Below are 19234 nucleotides of genomic sequence, written 5' to 3'. Positions count from 1 at the left end.
AATAAATGCAAGAAAATCAAAATTATGGCGCAGGAAATATTAAAGTTTTAAAAGGCTTAGAAGCTGTTAGAAAACGCCCTGGTATGTATATAGGTGATACCAACATAGGCGGTCTTCATCATATGATTTATGAAGTAGTGGATAATTCTATTGATGAAGCTATGGCAGGTTTTTGTGATACGATTAATGTAGAAATTACTACAGAAGGCTCTTGTATAGTAAGTGATAATGGTAGAGGAATTCCTGTGGGAATTCACCCTACTGAAAATATCCCTACTTTAACTGTAGTTTTAACCGTGCTTCATGCAGGTGGAAAATTTGATAAAGATACTTATAAAGTTTCAGGTGGTTTACACGGGGTTGGTGTAAGCGTTGTAAATGCTTTATCAAAAAAATTAGTTGCTACAGTGCATAGAGATGGAGAAATTTATCGCCAAGAATTTTCAGAAGGTAAAGTTACAAGTAATTTTGAAACCATAGGTAAAAGTAAAAAAACAGGAACAATCATAGAATTTTGGCCAGATGATCAAATTTTTGAAGTGACTGATTTTGATTATGAAATTTTAGCTAAAAGATTTCGTGAACTTGCATATTTAAATCCAAAAATTACTATAAATTTTAAAGATAATCGTGTAGGAAAAGCAGAAAGCTTTCATTTTGAAGGTGGTATAAGTCAATTTGTTACAGATTTAAATAAAAAACAAACTCTAACTAAGGCAATATTTTTCAATGTAGATGAAGAAGATGTAAATGTTGAAGTAGCATTGCTTTATAATGATAGTTATAGTGAAAATTTACTTTCTTTTGTTAATAATATAAAAACTCCAGATGGTGGAACGCACGAAGCAGGTTTTAGAATGGGTTTAACTCGTGTTATTAGTAATTACATTGAAGCAAATGCTAGTGCTAGAGAGAAAGACTCTAAAATCACAGGTGATGATGTAAGAGAAGGTTTGATAGCAGTTGTAAGTGTTAAAGTACCTGAGCCACAATTTGAAGGACAAACTAAAGGAAAATTAGGTTCAAGTTATGTTAGACCTATAGTTTCTAAGGCTTCTTTTGAGTATTTGACAAAATATTTTGAAGAAAATCCTATTGAAGCAAAAGCTATCATGAATAAAGCTTTAATGGCTGCTCGTGGTAGAGAAGCAGCTAAAAAAGCTAGAGAATTAACCCGTAAAAAAGAAAGTTCAAGTGTAGGGACTTTGCCAGGAAAATTAGCTGATTGTCAAAGTAAAGATCCGAGTGAAAGCGAAATTTATTTAGTTGAGGGTGATAGTGCGGGAGGTTCTGCAAAACAAGGTAGAGAAAGAACTTTCCAAGCGATTTTACCTTTAAGAGGTAAAATACTCAATGTTGAAAAAGCAAGACTAGATAAAATTTTAAAAAGTGAACAAATTCAAAATATGATCACAGCTTTTGGTTGTGGGATCGGTGATGAGTTTGATATAGAAAAACTAAGATATCATAAAATCATCATTATGACAGATGCTGATGTAGATGGTTCTCACATACAAACTTTGCTTTTGACATTTTTCTTCCGTTTTATGAATGATCTTGTAACAAATGGACATATTTATTTAGCTCAACCACCTTTATATCGCTATAAAAAAGGTCAAAAAAAAGAAATTTATCTAAAAGATGAAAAAGCTTTAAATGATTATTTGATCGAAACAGGTATAGAAAGTTCTACTTATGAGGGTATAGGATTAAACGATTTAAAAGATTTTCTAAAAATCGTTGCAGCTTATAGAAGTGTTTTAAAAGAATTAGAAAAAAGATTTAATGTAATTTCAGTGATTAGGTATTTGATAGAAAATCCTGATTTGATAAAAGCTTCTAATGAAGAATTATTTAAAGTCATAAAAGAATTTTTAGAAAAACAAAATCACAATATCTTAAATTCATATATCAATGAAAATGAAATTCGTGTTTATGTACAAACTGAAAATGGTTTAGAAGAACTTATCATCAATGATGATTTATTTGCTAATCCTTTATATGAAGAGGCAAATTATATTTATCAAAAAATTAAAGATAGAGATTTAAAATTTGATAAAGATATTTTAGAAATTTTAGATGAAGTTGAAAAAAATGCTAAAAAAGGTGCTTATATACAACGCTATAAAGGTCTTGGTGAGATGAATCCTGAACAACTTTGGGAAACAACTATGGATCCAAGTAATCGTCGTTTGTTAAAGATCACCATAGAAGATGCTCAAAGAGCAAATGATACTTTCAACCTTTTCATGGGTGATGATGTAGAACCACGCCGTGAGTATATACAAGCTCATGCTAAAGATGTTAAACATTTGGATGTTTAATTTTTAAATGATTTTTTTAATTGGAGGGCAAGGTCATAGTGGAAAGACCTTGCTTGCTCAAAGACTTCTTGAAAAATTGTCCTTTTAGAGTAGATGAGGATGAAAAAATAACTGATTTTTATTTCCTATTGTAGATGGTATGATTTAAATTTGTATAGAAAATAAACAAAATTTAATCATTGAAGGATTTTATCTTACTCTAAAAAAGTTACAAAAATTTCAAAATCATTCTGATATTAAAATACTTTTTATTCTTTTTTCAAAAAAATATATTTTGCAAAATTATGAATTAATCTATTAAAATGAAAATGTCATAGAAAAGCGTTTATTTAGTGAAAAAGAAGAAATAAACACTCTTATTTTAAATCATCAAAAATTTAAAGCTCAATGTGAAAATTTAAATCCTCCTTTTATAGAAATTCAAAAAGACTATAAAATAGAATTAAAAAATGTAATAGAATTTTTTGCTTAAAAGCAAGCAAATAGTTATATAATATCTAAAAAATTTATAAGGATTAAAATGCATTTTACTCAGCAGCAATTGCAACGATTAATGCTTCATTATGCAGGGAAAATCGCTAAAGATAGAAAAGAGCAAAAAATAAAATTAAATTATAATGAAGCTTTAGCTTATATATGTTATGAATTAATGGAACTTGCAAGAAAAAATTTAAGTGTGAGTGAATTGATGAGTATAGGGAAAACTTTACTTACAAGTGAAGATGTGATTGATGGTGTTGCAAGTATGCTTGAAGAAATTCAAATAGAACTTCCTTTTGAAGATGGCACAAAATTAGTTACTATACATGAGCCTATAGCAAATGATGATAAAATAAAAGCTGGAGAGATATTTTTATCATCAGAATTTATTGTGCTTAATGAAAATAAAACTTCTATAGAAATTAAAGTAAGCAATAAAGGTGATCGTCCTATACAAGTTGGTTCGCATTTTCATTTCTTTGAAGTTAATCGTTTTTTGTCTTTTGACAGAGAAAAAGCTTATGGTAAAAGGTTAAATATCGCTTCAGGAACAAGTGTGAGATTTGAACCAGGTGAAGAAAAAACAGTAAGTTTAATAGAATTTGGTGGTTTAAAAAAGGTTTTAGGTTTTAATAATCTTTGTGATGATTTTATCAATGATGAAAATAAAACTAAAGCTTTATCAAAAGCAAAAGAGAAAGGATTTCTTTGATTAAGATTAGCAAAAAAGACTATGTAAATATGTATGGTCCAACAACTAATGATAGAGTAAGATTAGCAGATACAGATTTAATTTTAAGAGTAGAAAAAGATTATACTTTATATGGTGAAGAAGTTAAATTTGGTGGTGGTAAAAATATTAGAGATGGTATGGCTCAAAGTGTAAGTGAGGGAGAATTTCCGGATTTAGTTTTAACTAATGCTTTGATTGTTGATTATACCGGTATTTATAAAGCAGATATTGGGATAAAAAATGGCTATATAGTAGGTATAGGAAAAGCAGGCAATCCTGATATACAAGATGGAGTTGATCCTAGCTTAGTTATAGGCACAAGTACAGATATTATCGGTGCAGAAGGTTTAATAGTAACTGCAGGTGGTATTGATACTCATATACATTTTATCTCCCCAACTCAAATTGAATGTGCCTTATATAGTGGTGTTACTACTATGATAGGAGGTGGTATAGGACCAAGTGAGGGAACAAATGCTACAACTTGCACAAGTGGGGCTTATCATATACATTCTATGTTAAAAGCTACGCAAAATTACCCTATGAATTTTGGCTTTTTAGGTAAAGGAAATTCAAGTAATAAAAATGCTTTAAAAGAGCAAATCATAGCTGGTGCATGCGGCTTAAAAATTCATGAAGACTGGGGTGCTACTTCTAGTGTGATTGATACTAGTTTAAATATAGCTGATGAAATGGATATACAAGTAGCTATCCATACAGATACTTTAAATGAAGCAGGTTTTGTAGAAGATACGATTAAAGCTATTAATGGTAGAGTTATCCATACTTTTCACACTGAAGGTGCAGGTGGTGGCCATGCTCCTGATATTATTAAAATGGCAGGTTTTGAAAATGTTTTACCTGCAAGTACTAATCCTACTATGCCTTTTACTAAAAATACCATTGATGAACATTTAGATATGCTTATGGTTTGTCATCATTTAGATAATAAAATCAAAGAAGATGTTGAATTTGCAGATAGTAGAATTCGTCCTGAAACTATAGCAGCAGAAGATAAACTTCATGATATGGGTGTTTTTAGCATTATGAGTAGTGATTCTCAAGCTATGGGACGCGTAGGTGAGGTGATTTTAAGAACATGGCAAAGTGCTGATAAATGTAAAAAAGAATTTGGTGCCTTGAAAGAAGATAATGATTTAGATGATAATTTTCGTATTAAACGCTATATAGCAAAATACACTATAAATCCTGCTATTGCACATGGGATTGATAGTTATGTTGGTTCTATTGAAGTAGGAAAATTTGCTGATTTAGTGCTTTGGCAACCTAAATTTTTTGGAGTAAAACCAAAGCTTATTTTAAAGGGTGGCTTGATAGTAGGTGCAAAAATAGGCGATGCTAATGCTTCTATCCCAACACCTGAGCCTATTATCTATGAAAAAATGTTTGGTGCAAATTTAAATGAAAATGCTTTACATTTTGTTTCTAAAGCTTCTTTAGAAGCTAATATGCCTGAAAAATTAAGCTTAAAAAGAAAATGTGTTGCAGTAAAAAATTGTAGAAATATCACTAAAAAAGATTTGAAATTTAATGATAAAGTTCAAGATATAGAAGTAAATCCACAAACTTATGAAGTAAAAATAAATGGTGAGCTTATTAGCTCTAAGAGCGTTGATTCTTTAGCTTTAGCTAGAAAATATTTTATGATTTAATGATTTTACTTCAAAATAAAATAACGCATTATGATTTAAACAAAGAATGCGATTTTTTAGAGCTTAGTTGGTTTGATACTTTTAAAAAGATATTAAGAACAACAACTTTAAAAGGACTAGATGTTGCTATAAAAATGCCTGGTAATAAAGGTTTAAATCATAATGATTGTTTATATGATGAGGATTTTTTGATTTTAGTGAAGATTAAACCTGAAAAGGTTTTAAAAATTCACATAGAAAATGAATACAACCTTGCTTTAATAAGTTATCAAGTGGGCAATATGCATTTAAATTTATTTTATAAAGATCATAAACTCATTACTTTAGAGCAAAATTCTATCATAAGGTTTTTAGAAAAATTTAATATAAAATACGAAAAATGTGAGGAAATTTTAGAGCCAAAATATATGCTTGATATGCCAAGTTTTATCCAAGTTGATCCAAATTTTAAACTTATTAAAGAATAAAGATGAATAAATTAAATTTTTTACTTTTACAAATTAGTGATTCTTCTTTTCCTATAGGAGCTTTTTCACATTCTTTTGGTTTAGAATCTTATGTGAATTTTGCTTATATAAAAAATATAGAAGATGCTAAAAAAGTTTTAAAAACTCAGCTTTATTCTAATATTTTGTATTTTGAACTTTTAGCTTTGAAAATAGCTTATGAAAATGCAAATGATGTAAAAAATTTACTAGTCTTTCAAAGAAAATTTTTATCAAGTATAGTTGCAAAAGAACAAAGTCAAGCTTATGTTTTTTTAGCTAAACGCTTTGTAAAAAATGTCAGTCTTTATGGATTATCAAATCCTTTATTAAATCAATACATTAAAGAAAATCAAACTCCTATTTATCCTTTTGTGTATGCTTTATTTTGTAAAGATAATGAACTTGATTTTATGTATGAAAGTTTTTTATTTGCTTTAATGAGTAATTTTGTTAATATTCTTGTGAAAATTGTGCCTTTATCACAAAATGAAGGGCAGATTTTACTTTTTCAATTACAGCAAGATTTTCAAAAGGTTCTTTCTAAATTACAAAATTTAACTTTAAAAGATTGGTGTGAAAATCACAATATCTTAAATGATTATTTGAGTATAAAACACCAAAATTTAGCATTTAAAATTTATATTTCTTAAAAGGGTTATAATGGTTAAAATAGGCATAGGTGGTCCTGTAGGTAGTGGTAAAACAGCTTTAGTATTAAATTTATGTCAAGCTTTAAAAGATGAGCTTTCTTTGGCTGTGATTACGAATGATATTTATACAAATGAAGATGCAAATTTTTTAATCAAACAAGGCGTTCTTGAAAAAGAAAGAATCATTGGAGTGCAAACTGGAGGTTGTCCTCATACAGCCATTAGAGAAGATGCTTCTTGTAATCTTGAAGCCGTTGAACTTTTACAAGAGCGTTTTAGTGATTTAGATCTTATTTTTATAGAAAGTGGTGGAGATAATTTATCAATGACTTTTTCACCTGAACTTGTGGATTTTTTTATCTTTGTTATAGATGTTGCTCAAGGAGAAAAAATTCCACGCAAAGGTGGTCCTGCTATTTGTAGATCTGATTTAATGATTATCAATAAAATAGACTTAGCTCCTTATGTAAATGCTTCTTTAAAAATCATGCAAGAAGATACTTTAAAAATGCGTGGAGATAGACCTTTTATCATGAGCAATCTTCAAACTAAAGAAGGTTTAGAAGAAATCATTACTTGGATTAAAAAATACACACTTTTAAAGGATTGATTTGTTTGCTCAAAAGAGTGTTTTTAAACTTACATTAGATACTATCAATGAAAAAACTATCATAAAAAATTCTTTTTTTACTCCTCCTTTTAAACTTATGAGGAATTTTTATGATAAAAAATTAACTAGTATATATGTTTTAAATTCTAGTGCCGGAATTTTTAAAGAGGATCATTTAAGTTTTGAAATCATATGTAAGAAAAGTACAAACACCGCTATACTCACACAAAGTTATGAAAAGGTATATGATACTAAAGATTCTTTTGCGAGTAAAAATATTGATTTTACTCTTGAAGAAAATGCAAGCTTTTTTTATATGCCAAAGCCACTTTTGCTTCAAGAAAATGCAAATTTTATACAAAATACAAAGATTAATCTAGCTTCTTTTTCAAGATTAGTTTATGTTGATTTTGTTATTTTTGGTAGAGTGGCTATGGATGAAAAATTTGCTTTTAAAAATTATGAGAGTTTAACTCAAATTTATAGAAATGATACTTTAATTTTAAATGATAAAATTAAAATCAATCCTTCTTATATGAAAGAAAATGATTTAAATTTTTTTGCAAATTATACGCATTATTTGAGTATTTATCTTTTTGGATATGATGAGTTTTATGAAGAATTAAAAGCTTCATTTGACGATATAAATCAACTTTTTTATGAGGGTTTGTGTATAAAAATTCTTAGTAATGAAAGTGAAAAATTACTTTTACTTCAAGATAAGCTTTTTAAATTTTGTCAAAATAAAATATAAAATATTGTGGTATTATAAAGTTTTAAAAACAAACTAAGGATTATAAATGCGATATGGTGAAAAAGAAATCAAAGAATTTAGTGTAGAAAATATGGAAGTTTGGCCAAATGATGCCAAAAATGATTATGTGATTAAAATCACTTTACCTGAATTTATGTGTTGTTGTCCGCGTAGTGGGTATCCTGATTTTGCTACAATTTACTTAGAATACATTCCAAATAAATTAGTAGTAGAACTTAAAGCAATCAAACTTTATATTAATACCTTTATGTATAGAAATGTTTCACATGAAGCAAGTATTAATGAAATTTATAATACTTTAAAAGAAAAACTTGATCCAAAATGGATAAAAGTAGTAGGTGATTTTAACCCTCGTGGTAATGTGCATACTGTGATTGAATGTAGATCTGATTTAGTGGTACCACAAAATTAAGTTTTTATTAAAAATAAAAGGATATATTAAGTCTTATTTTAAGGAGGAAAATATGAAATTAAAATTATTTAGTTTAGTTGCAAGTGTTGCTTTGGTTTCAAATTTAGCTTTAGCTGATGAAAATTCAGGAATATTATTAGGTATTGATGCTGGTTGGTTTCATACTAAGGTAAAATCTGATCTTGATCATACTAAAAATAATAAAAAATTTAATGGTGATTTAGAAGGTAATGTTCCTGTTTTTGGTTTAAGAGTTGGTTATCGTTTTAGTGAAAACCATAGAATTTATGGTGCTTATAATTATTCAAGCGAATTTAGTGATGTAATCAATACTACAAAGTTTAAAATTGATGGAGAATTTACTACACATAAGTTTTTGCTTGGTTATGATTTTACTCCAAAAATCTTTGAAAAAACAAAAGCTGTTTTAGGTGTATATGGTGGCTATGCAAGAACGGATATTACTTTAAAAACAAGCTTTTTATCATTATCTCAAGATTTTGATGGTTATACTTATGGAGCAAAAATCGGTGCTTTATATGAGTTAAATCAAGCAAATGAAATTGAGTTTGGTTTTAAAGCCGAGCAAACTCATTATAATACAAGAAATTTCTACCAAAGCAAGGTAGGTTCAAACTTTTACGATCCTAAACAAACAAATTATGGTTTATATCTAGGATATACTTATAAATTCTAAGGAGAATATATGCCAAAAGATACAAATGGAACTGAGCTTAATGCAGGTGATAGTGTAAGTGTTGTGAAAGATTTAAAGGTAAAAGGTGCAAACACTACTTTAAAGCGTGGCACGACTATAAAAAATATTAAACTTACAAACAAAGACACTGAAATTGAAGCTAAGGTAGATAAATTTGGTGTGATTGTTTTAAAAACTGAATTTCTTAAAAAAATATAGTAAAAATTCCCAATCAATCTTGGGAATTTTCTTCTTGATAAACACAATGTTTAAAAATAAATTGATGTTCCTCAGGTAAGTTTTCAAATAAAGCATTTGCGAGTTGTCTTATCTCCCAAAGGGCTGATTTTGAGCTTCTTAGAGTAATAAAATTTTGCAAACTTCTTGCATTAATCGTTAAAGTTAATTCTGTTTTATAACTTTCTGGTAAGCAGTATTTTGCTATATCTAAACTAATGCTATTTTGCAAAATCAAACGTAGATTTTCTAAAGCTTTGATACTTGCATTATCCACTACTTCATTTCCGGTTAATACTAAGTATCTTTTAGCATTTTCAAAGTCATTTTCTTTAAATTCGCTTTCATTTCTTAGTTCTTTTAAAGTATATCTTGTGCTTTTTACACTAGGACTAGTGTGGCGGTGTCTTGCAACTTCTTGTAAGCATGCTCTTGAAATACCTTGTATATAAAAAGTATAGTTTAAATGCTCTAAGGTTGAAGCATGTTTGAATTTATTTCCCACTCGATCGATTAATTCTTTGTCTTTCTCACCACCACAATCGCCTTTGTCAAAACTTTGCCAACATGTTCTTGTTGCATGAGAGCATACAGAAAGTGGAGTATGATTTAATAATGTGATTTTCATCGAAAATTTCCTTCAAAAATAATTGAATTTTACACAAATGTTTATAAAAATAAAATTTTTTATTCGTTATAATTTCAAAAAAAGAAATTAAGGTTATTTTATGAAATTAAAACAAACTAAGTATATTTTTGTAACCGGTGGTGTTTTAAGCTCATTAGGAAAAGGTATAGCAGCAGCTTCTATAGCTACGATTTTAAAAAATTCAGGTTTAAAAGTAAGTATTTTAAAAGCAGATCCTTATATTAATGTAGATCCTGGCACGATGAGTCCTTTGGAGCATGGGGAAGTTTTTGTAACTGAAGATGGAGCTGAGACAGATTTAGACTTAGGACATTATGAGAGATTTTTAAATGAGAATTTAACTCAGGATAATAACTTTACCACAGGAAGAGTTTATCAAAGTGTTATAGAAAAAGAAAGAAGAGGAGATTACTTAGGAAAAACTATACAAGTAATCCCTCATATAGTTGATGAGATAAAAGATCGTATTAAAAAGGCTGGAGTTGATAAAGATATTTTAATCGTTGAAATAGGTGGTACGGTAGGAGATATAGAAGGCTTACCATTTTTAGAAGCTATTAGAGCTTTAAAACTTGAAGTGGGTAAATACAATGCTATTAATATTCACTTGACTTTAGTGCCATTTATCAAAGCAGCAGGAGAACTTAAAACAAAACCAACTCAACATAGTGTGGGAGAATTACGCCGTATAGGTATAAGCCCTGATATGATCATTTGCAGAAGTGAAAAATCTTTAGATAGAGAGTTAAAAGACAAAATAGCAATTTCATGTGGGGTTGAAAAAAACTGTGTTATAGAAAGTGTGGACGCAGCTAGTATTTATCAAATTCCACTAAATTTTTTAAAACAAGATATTTTAAATTCTATTGCAAGTTTATTGGATCTTCAAAATTTAAAGCCAAATATGAACGAATGGGATTCTTTAGTAAAAAGAGTCATCGCTCCAAGTAATGAACTTAGCATTGCTTTTGTAGGAAAATATGTAGATTTAAAAGAAAGCTATAAAAGCTTAACAGAGGCCATTATCCATGCAGGTGCAGCACTTGATGCAAGAGTAAATTTAAAATGGATCGATAGTGAAAAATTAGAAAATGCAAATGTCGAAGAAAGCTTTAAAGATGTAAATGGGATTTTAGTAGCAGGTGGTTTTGGCTACCGTGGAGTAGAAGGAAAAATCAAAGCCATACAATATGCAAGAGAAAATAAAATTCCATTTTTAGGAATTTGTTTGGGTATGCAGCTTTCTTTAGTGGAATTTGCACGCAATGTTTTAAAACTAGAAGATGCAAATTCTCACGAGTTTAATCCAAATTGTAAAAATCCTATCATCTTTTTGATTGATGAATTTATTGACGCAAGTGGAGAAAAGCAAATTAGAACAAGTAAAACTCCACTTGGTGGAACTATGCGTCTTGGAGCTTATGAGTGTCATATCAAGCCAAATACACTTTTAAGTAAGGTTTATGATAATCAAAAAAGCGTAAAAGAACGCCACCGCCACCGCTATGAAGCTAATCCAAAATATAAAGAAATGTTTGAAAAAAATGGGCTTATTATAAGCGGGGAAAATGAAGGTTTAGTTGAGGCTGTAGAGCTTAAAGATCATCCATTTTTCTTAGCAGTGCAGTTTCACCCTGAATTTACTTCACGCTTAGTTAGGGTTAATCCGGCTATTTTTTCTTTTATCAAGGCATCTTTAACAAATCATGCTAAATAAAGCCAAAATAAAAGAAATTTTACACCAGCGTTTTATCAATGATACACATGTAAAGCTTTGTGATTTACCTATGCCATCTTGTTTAAAAGATGTCTATAAGGGTGCTTTACGTATTAAAGAAGCGATTGAAAAAAATCAAAAGCTTGCTATTGTTGGAGATTATGATGTAGATGGGGTGATTTCTTGTGTGATTTTATCTGAATTTTTTGATGATATCGGATATGACTATGTGGTAAAAATTCCAAATCGTTTTAAAGATGGATATGGTCTAAATGAAGAAATCATCAATGAACTTAATGGGGTAGATTTAATCATCACTGTAGATAATGGTATAGCAGCTTTTGATGCAGCAGAGCTTTGTTTACAAAAAGGAATTGATTTAATCATTACCGATCATCATATGCCTCCAGCTACTTTACCAAAAGCTTATGCGATCATTAATCCTAAACAACAAGATTGTGAATTTCCTGATATTGAAATTTGTGGTGCTCAAGTGGCTTGGTATTTAGTTGCTGCTATAAAAGAAGTATGTAAGATTAATTATAATATGTGTAAATTTATAGAGCTTTTATCTATCGCAATTATCGCAGATATGATGGAGCTTAGAGATTTAAATAGAGCCTTAGTTAGAAAAGGCATAGAATGTATTAATGATTCAAAACGAGTTGCATTTAAAGCTATCAAACAGTATTTTGGTAAGGATAAATTTGAGCTTGATAATATTAGTTTTTTAATTGCACCTTTGATTAATAGTGCAGGTAGAATGGATGATGCGATTATTTCTTATAAATTTTTGCATTCTAAAAATATTAATGAGGTTATGGGTTATTTAGAACAAATTATTACTTATAATAATAGCCGTAAAGATGAAGAGCGCGAGCTTTTTAAACAATGTTTAGAACAAGTTGATGAAAATGATCCTGTGATTATTGTCAATGGCCAAAATTGGCATGAGGGTGTTTTGGGTATAGTTGCAAGTCGTTTAGCAAAGCATTTTAACAAGCCTGCCTTTGTTTTTTCAGAATGTGAGCAAAAGGCTAAAGCTAGCGTTAGAAGCGTGGGTAGGATAGATATTTTAAATGTTATAGAACAAGCTAAAGAATTTGTTTTAAGCTATGGTGGACATAAAGGTGCAGCTGGAGTTTTAGTCGAGCTTGAAAAATTTGGTATTTTTAAAAATAAGCTTTATGAAATTTGTCAAAATATCCCTAAAGATGATTTTTACAATACTGATGAGGTTTTAGGTAGTATTGATCCAAATGAAGTTGATTTTGAACTTTTAGAGATATTGGAATTTTTTGAACCTTTTGGGCATAAAAACCCAAGACCATATTTTAAATTTGATAAGCTTTTTGTAAAAAACAAAAAAAGACTTGGTAAAGATGAAAATCATATAAAACTTATTTTAACACAAGGAAATAAGACTTTAGAAGCTTTATTTTTTAATTTTGACTATGAGCCAGAAATTGGTGAAAATATTGATTTTATAGCTAGTATTTCTAAAAATAATTTTAGAGGATTAATCACCCCTCAACTTACTATAAAAGAAATTCTTAGATAATTTATTAACTTATTTGCATAATTTTTATTTATAAATTTGCTATAGCATAAGTACTATAAAGGAGTAAAATGTTAAAAAGGATTTTATTATTAGCAATATTTTTTAATTTTACTTTTGCTTTTGATACAAAAATTTTTATAGGTGATACTTATATACCTGAAAATTTTTATAAATATGATAAAGATTTTAAAATCGCGGCTAGAAAGTATAACATACCCATGGCATTACTTAAAGCCATAGCTTTGACAGAGAATGCAGCTTATGAACATAATATCATTGGTAGAAATAAAAATCAAACAAGAGATTATGGTTTAATGCAAATTAATAGCATTCATTTAAAGCGTTATGGTGTTAGCGAAAAAGAGATTGTAAAAGTTAGTGCAAATATAGACATAGCAGCAAGATTACTTTATGAAATTATACAACGATACGGGTTTAATTGGAATGCTATTGGAAGATATCATTCAGCAAATGATAAATATAAAAATATTTGGCTTGATAAAGTAATGAAAAATTTAGTTGCTATAGTTTTAAAAGATAGTAAAGATCTTTTTGTAATGGAAAAATTTAGAGCTTTTAAATTAGTTTCGCTTTTGATAAATGTTGATAAAGAACAATATAGAATTTTATTAGCAAGCAATAATTAAAACAAGAATTATAAATTTTCTTGTTTTAAAGCCTCTGCTTGATAATAAGCGATTAATGGCTCGATGATTTCATCAAAAAGTCCACCTTCTAAAATCGCATCAAGTCTATATAAAGTAAGATTTATTCTATGATCACTAATTCTATTTTGAGGGAAATTATAAGTGCGTATGCGTTCGCTTCTATCGCCACTTCCAACTTGTGATTTTCTTGCTTGACTTTCTTTAGCTAAGCGTTCTTGTTCTTGCATTTCAAAAAGTCTTGCCTTTAAGACTTTCATGGCACTTTCTTTGTTTTTATGTTGGCTTTTACCATCTTGATTTACTACAACTATACCTGTTGGAATGTGAGTGATTCTTACAGCACTATCTGTGGTATTTACGCTTTGACCACCATGACCGCTACTACGCATTACATCGATTTTTAAATCATTTGGATTGATTTGAATTTCAACATCATCAACTTCAGGCATAATAGCCACTGTAATAGCTGAAGTATGAACTCTACCTTGAGATTCTGTTTCAGGTACTCTTTGAACTCTATGTGTGCCACCTTCGTATTTTAGCCTTGAATAAGCTCCATTTCCTTTGATAAGAATGATGATTTCTTTAAATCCACCTACGCTACCTTCACTTGAACTTACAATTTCATATTTGTAATCACGATTTTCAGCATAGCGTATATAAGCTTTTACTAAATCCCCAACAAATAAAGAAGCTTCATCACCACCTGTGCCTGCACGAATTTCTAAAAAGATATTCTTATCATCGTTTGGATCTTTAGGTAATAAGAGAATTTTTAATTTTTCTTCAAGTTGTGGCTTTAAAACTTCGAGATTTTTAAGTTCTTCTTTTGCAAGTTCACCTAGTTCAGGATCAGATAAAAGAAGTTTATTTTCTTCTATATCATCTAAGGTTTTGAGATATTCTTTTGCTTTTTCTACTATGGGTTCTAAATTTTTTTGCTCTTTAGATAGAGCTGTCATTTTAGAAATATCATTAGAGATATTAACATCACTAAGAAGAGCATTTAACTCATCAAAGCGTGCTAAAAAAGGTTTGAGTTTATCAGCTAACATTAATTATGCTAATTTGTTTACCAATAATGCTAATCTGCTAACACGGCGTGATGCAGTTTGTTTTTTCAAAAATCCGCGACTTACCATAGCGTGAATGCTTTTATTAGCTACTTTTAATGCATTTTGTGCAGCTTCTTTATCGTTATTTGCCGCTGCTTCACGAACCGCTTTTGTAATGTTTTTTAATCTTGTTCTATAAAATCTATTTCTTTCAGTTCTTTTGATAGTTTGTCTTGCTCTTTTTTCAGCAGATTTATGGTTTGCCATAATTTTCCTTTTTTATATAAATTAAATTGCTAATTATACAAAATTAAAATTAAATTTTAATTAATTTAAGTATTTTTAAAGTATTAATTTTAATACCTAATATCATTTATTTTTAAAAAATCGCGCAGTTTTTCATACTCGCCATTTTCCAAATAACGATATTTACCAGCTTTTAACATACCAAGATCTAATGCTCCAAATGCCACTCTTTTAAGATCCATCACTTCTAAATCAAAATGTCCAAAAAAGCGTCTTAGCTCCCTATTTTTACCTTCATTAATGATTACTTTTAGTTTCGTATAGCCTCCGCTTGAACCAAAAATTTCAAAGCCTAAAAATGGAGCAAAACTCATTGAGGTTATTTTAGTTTTGGCGTGAGCCCCTTTTTTTTCATTTTGAATTTCTAAGCCATTTTGCATAGCTTCGATGACATTTTTATCTATATTACCTTTTACTTTTAAGTAATATTCTCTTTCTAAATCACTATGCATAAGTGCATCTGCTATTACAGGTGAATCAGTTAGTAAAAGTAATCCCTCACTTGCAAAGTCAAGCCTTCCTACGCTAAGCCAAGTGCTAAACTGTTTTGGTAAAGTATGATAGATGGTTTTTCTACCTCTATCATCTTTTTTGCTAACTATTTCGCCTTTTTGCTTGTGATAAATGATGACTGAAAATTGTGTTTTTTTATGGAGTTTTTTACCATTGATAAAAACTTTATCTTCAGTATTTACACTATCACTGAGCAAGGCTGTTTTTTTATTGATTTTTACTAAGCCTTGCTTGATTAGCTCATCAGCTTCACGGCGAGAATATTTGCTATTGTGTGAGATGAATTTATTAATTCTCATAATTTTACTTTACATCACAAAAATAGTTGGTACTATGGTTGGATATTTTTTGATTTTTCTAAAAATATGCTTTCTTAGTACTTGTCTAATTTGAGCTTCTAAAACTTTTGGATTATCTAAAATTTCATCTTTTACATTTGGGAAAAATTGACTTAAAACATCACTCATTTCTTTTGAGAATGCTCCATCTTGTTTATCAGCTACCAAGCCATAACTAAATACTCTTGGTTTATTAATTAGTGTTTTACTTGCTTTATCAAGCTGAGCAATGATGACAACTATACCGCTATCTGCTAGTTTTTGTCTATCAATTACCACATCATCTGCGATTTGTTTGTTGATTTGATTATCCACAAAGACTTTTCCTGTTTTAACTGTTTTTACACGTTTGATGTATTTTTGACAAAGCTCTACTTGATCCCCATCACTCATTAAGTAGATGTTTCTTTCAGGTATACCACATTTTAGAGCAGTTTCTTTATGTTTATTGATATGATTATACTCTCCATGCACTGGTAAGAAAAATTTAGGTTTTACTAAAGTTAGCATGAGTTTTTGTTCTTCTATACTAGCATGTCCGCTTACATGAATTTCACTAAATTCTTGATAAGCTACTTTAGCTCCTGCTTTTAAAAGAAAATCAAGTACAGCAGAAACATTTGCTTCATTACCTGGTATTGCTTTAGCTGAAATGATAACTTGATCGCTAGGTTTGATTTTGATAAATTTATGCTCATCAGTTGCCATTCTATATAAAGCACTCATGGTCTCGCCTTGACTTCCTGTAGTGACAATTAGTACTTCGTTGTCTTTGTATTTGCTTACTTCATCAGCGTCAATGAAAATTTTCCTATCAAGTTTGATATAGCCAAGTTCCATAGTAGTATAGAGATTTCTTTCCATAGAACGCCCTATAACACACACTTTTCTGCCGTATTTTAAACCATAACTAATAGCTTGATATACGCGGTGGATATTAGAGCTAAAGGTGCTCATGATTACCCTGCCTTTAGTTTTGGCAAAAATTTGATCAAAAGTAGGTCCTACGAAGCTTTCACTTTTTGTATAACCTTCTTTATATGAGTTTGTACTATCACTTAAAAGACAAAGTACGCCTTCTTCGCCATATTGAGCTAAACGACTTAAATCCGTTGGATAGCCATCAATTGGTGTTTGATCTATTTTAAAATCGCCAGTGTGTATGATGGTTCCTGCTTTAGTTTTAATAGCCAAAGCACAAGCATCGATGATAGAGTGGGTTATGTGAATCCATTCTAAATTAAATTCACCTATTTCATAAATTTGTCTTTTTGTTATAGGTCTAAACCATTTACGCTCAGCCTTTAAACCATGCTCTTCAAATTTATTTGAAATCATACCTAGTGCTAAAGGTGTTGCGTAGATAGGAAATTGAAATTCTTTGAAAAAATATGGCACAGCACCGATGTGATCTTCATGAGCATGGGTGATGATGATAGCACGAATTTTGTTTTTAATCTTTCTTACATAGTCAAAATCAGGTATGATAATATCTACTCCATGCATAGTTCCATCTGGAAAACTCATACCTATATCAATGATAATCGCGTCATTATTAGTTTCAAAAATAGTGATATTTCCACCGATTTCCCCAAGTCCGCCCAAAGGTGTAATACGAATTTTATGTTCGCTTGAGTTGTTGTGTTTTAAAGGGTGAAGTCTTAGCTCGTGCATGATTTTATTAGCTTCTATACTTTTGGCAAGTTCTATTTGCCATTCTTCATTACCACTTAATTTAGATGGTAAATTTCTATTCTTTTTCTTTTTCTTTTTTTCTTCGCTAGCTTCAGTTTGAGCATTTTCTACTTTTGTTTTATTTTTAATTTCGCTATTTTGCTCTTGATTTTGTGAATCTTTTTTTCTTTTGTTTCTAAATTTATTAAATCTTTTAGTTTTATTTTGTTCTTGAGTTTTGTTTTCTTCGCTCATAGTCATCCTTTAAATAGTCATAAATTTTAAGGTATGAATCAACGCTAATTTCATGAGCTCTTGAGGTAGAAGAGATGTCTAGTGCTTCAAATGCTTTTAGAATTTTTTCTTTTTTATTTTTAAAATTAGATAAGAGTTGTTTTCTAGGATTTTGAAAACAAGCTCTAAGAAATTCTTTAAAAGCTTCTATATTTTCACATTTTTGCTGATAATGAGTAGTTTTTATTAACTTCATTACAGCTGAAGTAACTTTTGGTGGAGGATTAAAGCTTTGTGGTTGTATATCAAAAAGCATTTGTCTTTGGCATATTAATGCACAAAGCACCCCTAAGGCCGAAAAATTACTTTCTTTTTCATTTGCACAAAATTTCTGTGCCACTTCTTTTTGCACCATTACTATAAGCCCAAGGCAATTTTGATCTTCTAGGGCTTTTAAAATCAAATTTGTAGCAATATAATATGGTAAATTTGCTACTAAAAAGTACTCTTTATCACTTAAACTTCCTTGATCAAAAGCATCACTTGCATTTTGATGAATAAGCTCAAAATTTCCACCTTCAATCTCATTTTGAAATTTTTTATTTAAAATAGGAATCAAATCTTTATCAATCTCATAAGCTCTAATATAAGCTTGTGGAATTTTCAAAAGTTCTTGCGTTAAATCACCTAAGCCAGGCCCAATCTCAACTATATTTTTAGTATCTTTGGGTATGGCTTGGATGATTTTATCTACCACGCTTTTATCACATAAAAAATTTTGCCCAAAATGTTTTTTTGCTTTTATCATAAATTTATTTTATCTAAAAAATATTAATTATAGCATTATTTTAAGCGCTAATTAGATAAAATTTGAATTATTTTTTATAAAGGTTAATTTTTGAAAAATCTTATAGTGTGTGCAGGAGGAAATGAGGATTTTAAATTTGCACAAAGTATAGGTGTAGGCTTAGTTAATTCTGCTTTTTCTCTAGGTAAAATTTTAAGTCAAGTAAAAGTAGATAGAGTGATTTTTATAGGTACATGTGGAATTTACCAAGAAGGAAAAATTTTAGACATTTATGAAAGTTCTAATGCTGCAAATTTAGAATACGCAGATTTATTTGATAGTTTTTATACACCTATAGCAAATGAGATTAGATTAAATGTTTCACATGAAACTATGATTAATTCTTCAAATTATATTTGCAAAGATGAAAATATTGCTCAAGAATTTTTTAAAAAAGGCGTACATATAGAAAATATGGAGGCATACGCTGTGCTTTCTTGTGCAAAAATGCAAGGAATAGAAGGAATTTGTTATTTATGTGCTACAAATTTTTGTAATGAATTTGCACATGAAGATTTTTTAAAAAATCATCAAGAAGCAAAAGAATTATTAAAAGATTTTTTGTTAGATAAGAAACTTATATAGGAAAAAAA

At 29.4% G+C, this 19234-nt stretch carries 20 protein-coding genes; 14 read left to right on the top strand and 6 right to left on the bottom strand.

Going from position 1 to position 19234, the window contains the following annotated elements; genetic code table 11:
• Positions 1-5 precede the first annotated feature (5 nt).
• The 10 genes from gyrB to L8X33_RS04095 all read left to right on the top strand — a co-directional run bounded on the left by gyrB (position 6) and on the right by L8X33_RS04095 (position 9061).
• Complete coding sequence (gene gyrB, locus L8X33_RS04140) at positions 6-2324, top strand: DNA topoisomerase (ATP-hydrolyzing) subunit B (protein ID WP_263665293.1); 2319 nt, start codon at positions 6-8, stop codon at positions 2322-2324.
• Between the two features lie 520 nt (positions 2325-2844).
• The gene (gene ureB, locus L8X33_RS04135) at positions 2845-3516 is read left to right on the top strand and encodes an urease subunit beta (protein WP_133319084.1); all 672 of its coding nucleotides are present in this window, start codon (positions 2845-2847) and stop codon (positions 3514-3516) included.
• On the top strand, positions 3513-5210 hold the full coding sequence (ureC, locus tag L8X33_RS04130; protein ID WP_263670027.1) for an urease subunit alpha: 1698 nt from the start codon (positions 3513-3515) through the stop codon (positions 5208-5210). The genes ureB and ureC overlap by 4 nt, the downstream gene beginning before the upstream one ends.
• Entirely contained in the window at positions 5210-5677 is a 468-nt protein-coding gene (locus tag L8X33_RS04125) for an urease accessory protein UreE (RefSeq protein ID WP_263662724.1), read from the top strand. The genes ureC and L8X33_RS04125 overlap by 1 nt, the downstream gene beginning before the upstream one ends.
• A gap of 2 nt (positions 5678-5679) precedes the next feature.
• Positions 5680-6348: an urease accessory protein UreF gene (locus L8X33_RS04120; protein ID WP_263660418.1), complete on the top strand. Its 669-nt coding sequence runs from the start codon at positions 5680-5682 to the stop codon at positions 6346-6348.
• A gap of 10 nt (positions 6349-6358) precedes the next feature.
• Complete coding sequence (gene ureG, locus L8X33_RS04115; protein ID WP_039617044.1) at positions 6359-6958, top strand: urease accessory protein UreG; 600 nt, start codon at positions 6359-6361, stop codon at positions 6956-6958.
• Between the two features lies 1 nt (position 6959).
• Entirely contained in the window at positions 6960-7712 is a 753-nt protein-coding gene (locus tag L8X33_RS04110) for an urease accessory protein UreD (protein WP_263661886.1), read from the top strand.
• A 46-nt stretch (positions 7713-7758) separates the two neighbouring features.
• Positions 7759-8145 carry a preQ(1) synthase gene (gene queF / locus L8X33_RS04105; RefSeq protein ID WP_039617048.1) on the top strand — a complete coding sequence of 129 codons (387 nt, stop codon included), beginning with the start codon at positions 7759-7761 and terminating at the stop codon, positions 8143-8145.
• Between the two features lie 52 nt (positions 8146-8197).
• A complete protein-coding gene (locus L8X33_RS04100; protein ID WP_263666491.1) occupies positions 8198-8842 on the top strand; it encodes a porin family protein in 645 nt (214 codons plus the stop codon).
• A 9-nt stretch (positions 8843-8851) separates the two neighbouring features.
• Positions 8852-9061: an alkylphosphonate utilization protein gene (locus L8X33_RS04095; RefSeq protein WP_263666490.1), complete on the top strand. Its 210-nt coding sequence runs from the start codon at positions 8852-8854 to the stop codon at positions 9059-9061.
• A gap of 13 nt (positions 9062-9074) precedes the next feature.
• Here the strand turns inward: L8X33_RS04095 and thyX are convergent, their stop codons facing one another.
• Positions 9075-9707, bottom strand: coding sequence for an FAD-dependent thymidylate synthase (gene thyX, locus L8X33_RS04090; RefSeq protein ID WP_039617054.1), 633 nt, complete (start codon positions 9705-9707; stop codon positions 9075-9077).
• Between the two features lie 100 nt (positions 9708-9807).
• Here thyX and L8X33_RS04085 point away from each other — a divergent pair, with 100 nt between their 5' ends.
• The 3 genes from L8X33_RS04085 (at position 9808) to L8X33_RS04075 (ending at position 13653) form a co-directional block, all read left to right on the top strand.
• Positions 9808-11445 (top strand): CTP synthase, encoded by a 1638-nt coding sequence (locus L8X33_RS04085; protein WP_263661397.1) that lies wholly within the window; start codon positions 9808-9810, stop codon positions 11443-11445.
• Positions 11435-13006 carry a single-stranded-DNA-specific exonuclease RecJ gene (recJ, locus tag L8X33_RS04080; RefSeq protein WP_263659219.1) on the top strand — a complete coding sequence of 524 codons (1572 nt, stop codon included), beginning with the start codon at positions 11435-11437 and terminating at the stop codon, positions 13004-13006. Before L8X33_RS04085 ends, recJ begins: the two co-directional genes overlap by 11 nt.
• Positions 13007-13074: 68 nt before the next feature.
• Positions 13075-13653 (top strand): lytic transglycosylase domain-containing protein, encoded by a 579-nt coding sequence (locus L8X33_RS04075; RefSeq protein ID WP_220566962.1) that lies wholly within the window; start codon positions 13075-13077, stop codon positions 13651-13653.
• 8 nt (positions 13654-13661) lie between these two features.
• Here the strand turns inward: L8X33_RS04075 and prfA are convergent, their stop codons facing one another.
• The 5 genes from prfA to rsmA form a co-directional block, all read right to left on the bottom strand.
• Entirely contained in the window at positions 13662-14729 is a 1068-nt protein-coding gene (prfA, locus tag L8X33_RS04070; RefSeq protein ID WP_263670025.1) for a peptide chain release factor 1, read from the bottom strand.
• Between the two features lie 3 nt (positions 14730-14732).
• The gene (rpsT, locus tag L8X33_RS04065) at positions 14733-14996 is read right to left on the bottom strand and encodes a 30S ribosomal protein S20 (protein WP_039617063.1); all 264 of its coding nucleotides are present in this window, start codon (positions 14994-14996) and stop codon (positions 14733-14735) included.
• A gap of 89 nt (positions 14997-15085) precedes the next feature.
• Positions 15086-15847, bottom strand: coding sequence for a pseudouridine synthase (locus tag L8X33_RS04060; RefSeq protein WP_133319094.1), 762 nt, complete (start codon positions 15845-15847; stop codon positions 15086-15088).
• A gap of 9 nt (positions 15848-15856) precedes the next feature.
• A complete protein-coding gene (locus L8X33_RS04055; RefSeq protein ID WP_412175224.1) occupies positions 15857-17815 on the bottom strand; it encodes a ribonuclease J in 1959 nt (652 codons plus the stop codon).
• Complete coding sequence (gene rsmA / locus L8X33_RS04050; protein WP_263670022.1) at positions 17781-18602, bottom strand: 16S rRNA (adenine(1518)-N(6)/adenine(1519)-N(6))-dimethyltransferase RsmA; 822 nt, start codon at positions 18600-18602, stop codon at positions 17781-17783. Before rsmA ends, L8X33_RS04055 begins: the two co-directional genes overlap by 35 nt.
• A 90-nt stretch (positions 18603-18692) precedes the next feature.
• On the opposite strand from rsmA, the gene L8X33_RS04045 reads away from it, so the two are divergent.
• Positions 18693-19226, top strand: coding sequence for a purine-nucleoside phosphorylase (locus L8X33_RS04045; protein WP_133319097.1), 534 nt, complete (start codon positions 18693-18695; stop codon positions 19224-19226).
• The last annotated feature ends 8 nt before the right edge of the window (positions 19227-19234 follow it).

The organism is Campylobacter sp. CNRCH_2014_2849, from assembly GCF_025772845.1.
Lineage (GTDB): Bacteria > Campylobacterota > Campylobacteria > Campylobacterales > Campylobacteraceae > Campylobacter_D > Campylobacter_D lari_D.
Note: the sequence above shows the minus strand (reverse complement) of the source record. Positions and strands in the feature narration are given on the sequence as shown.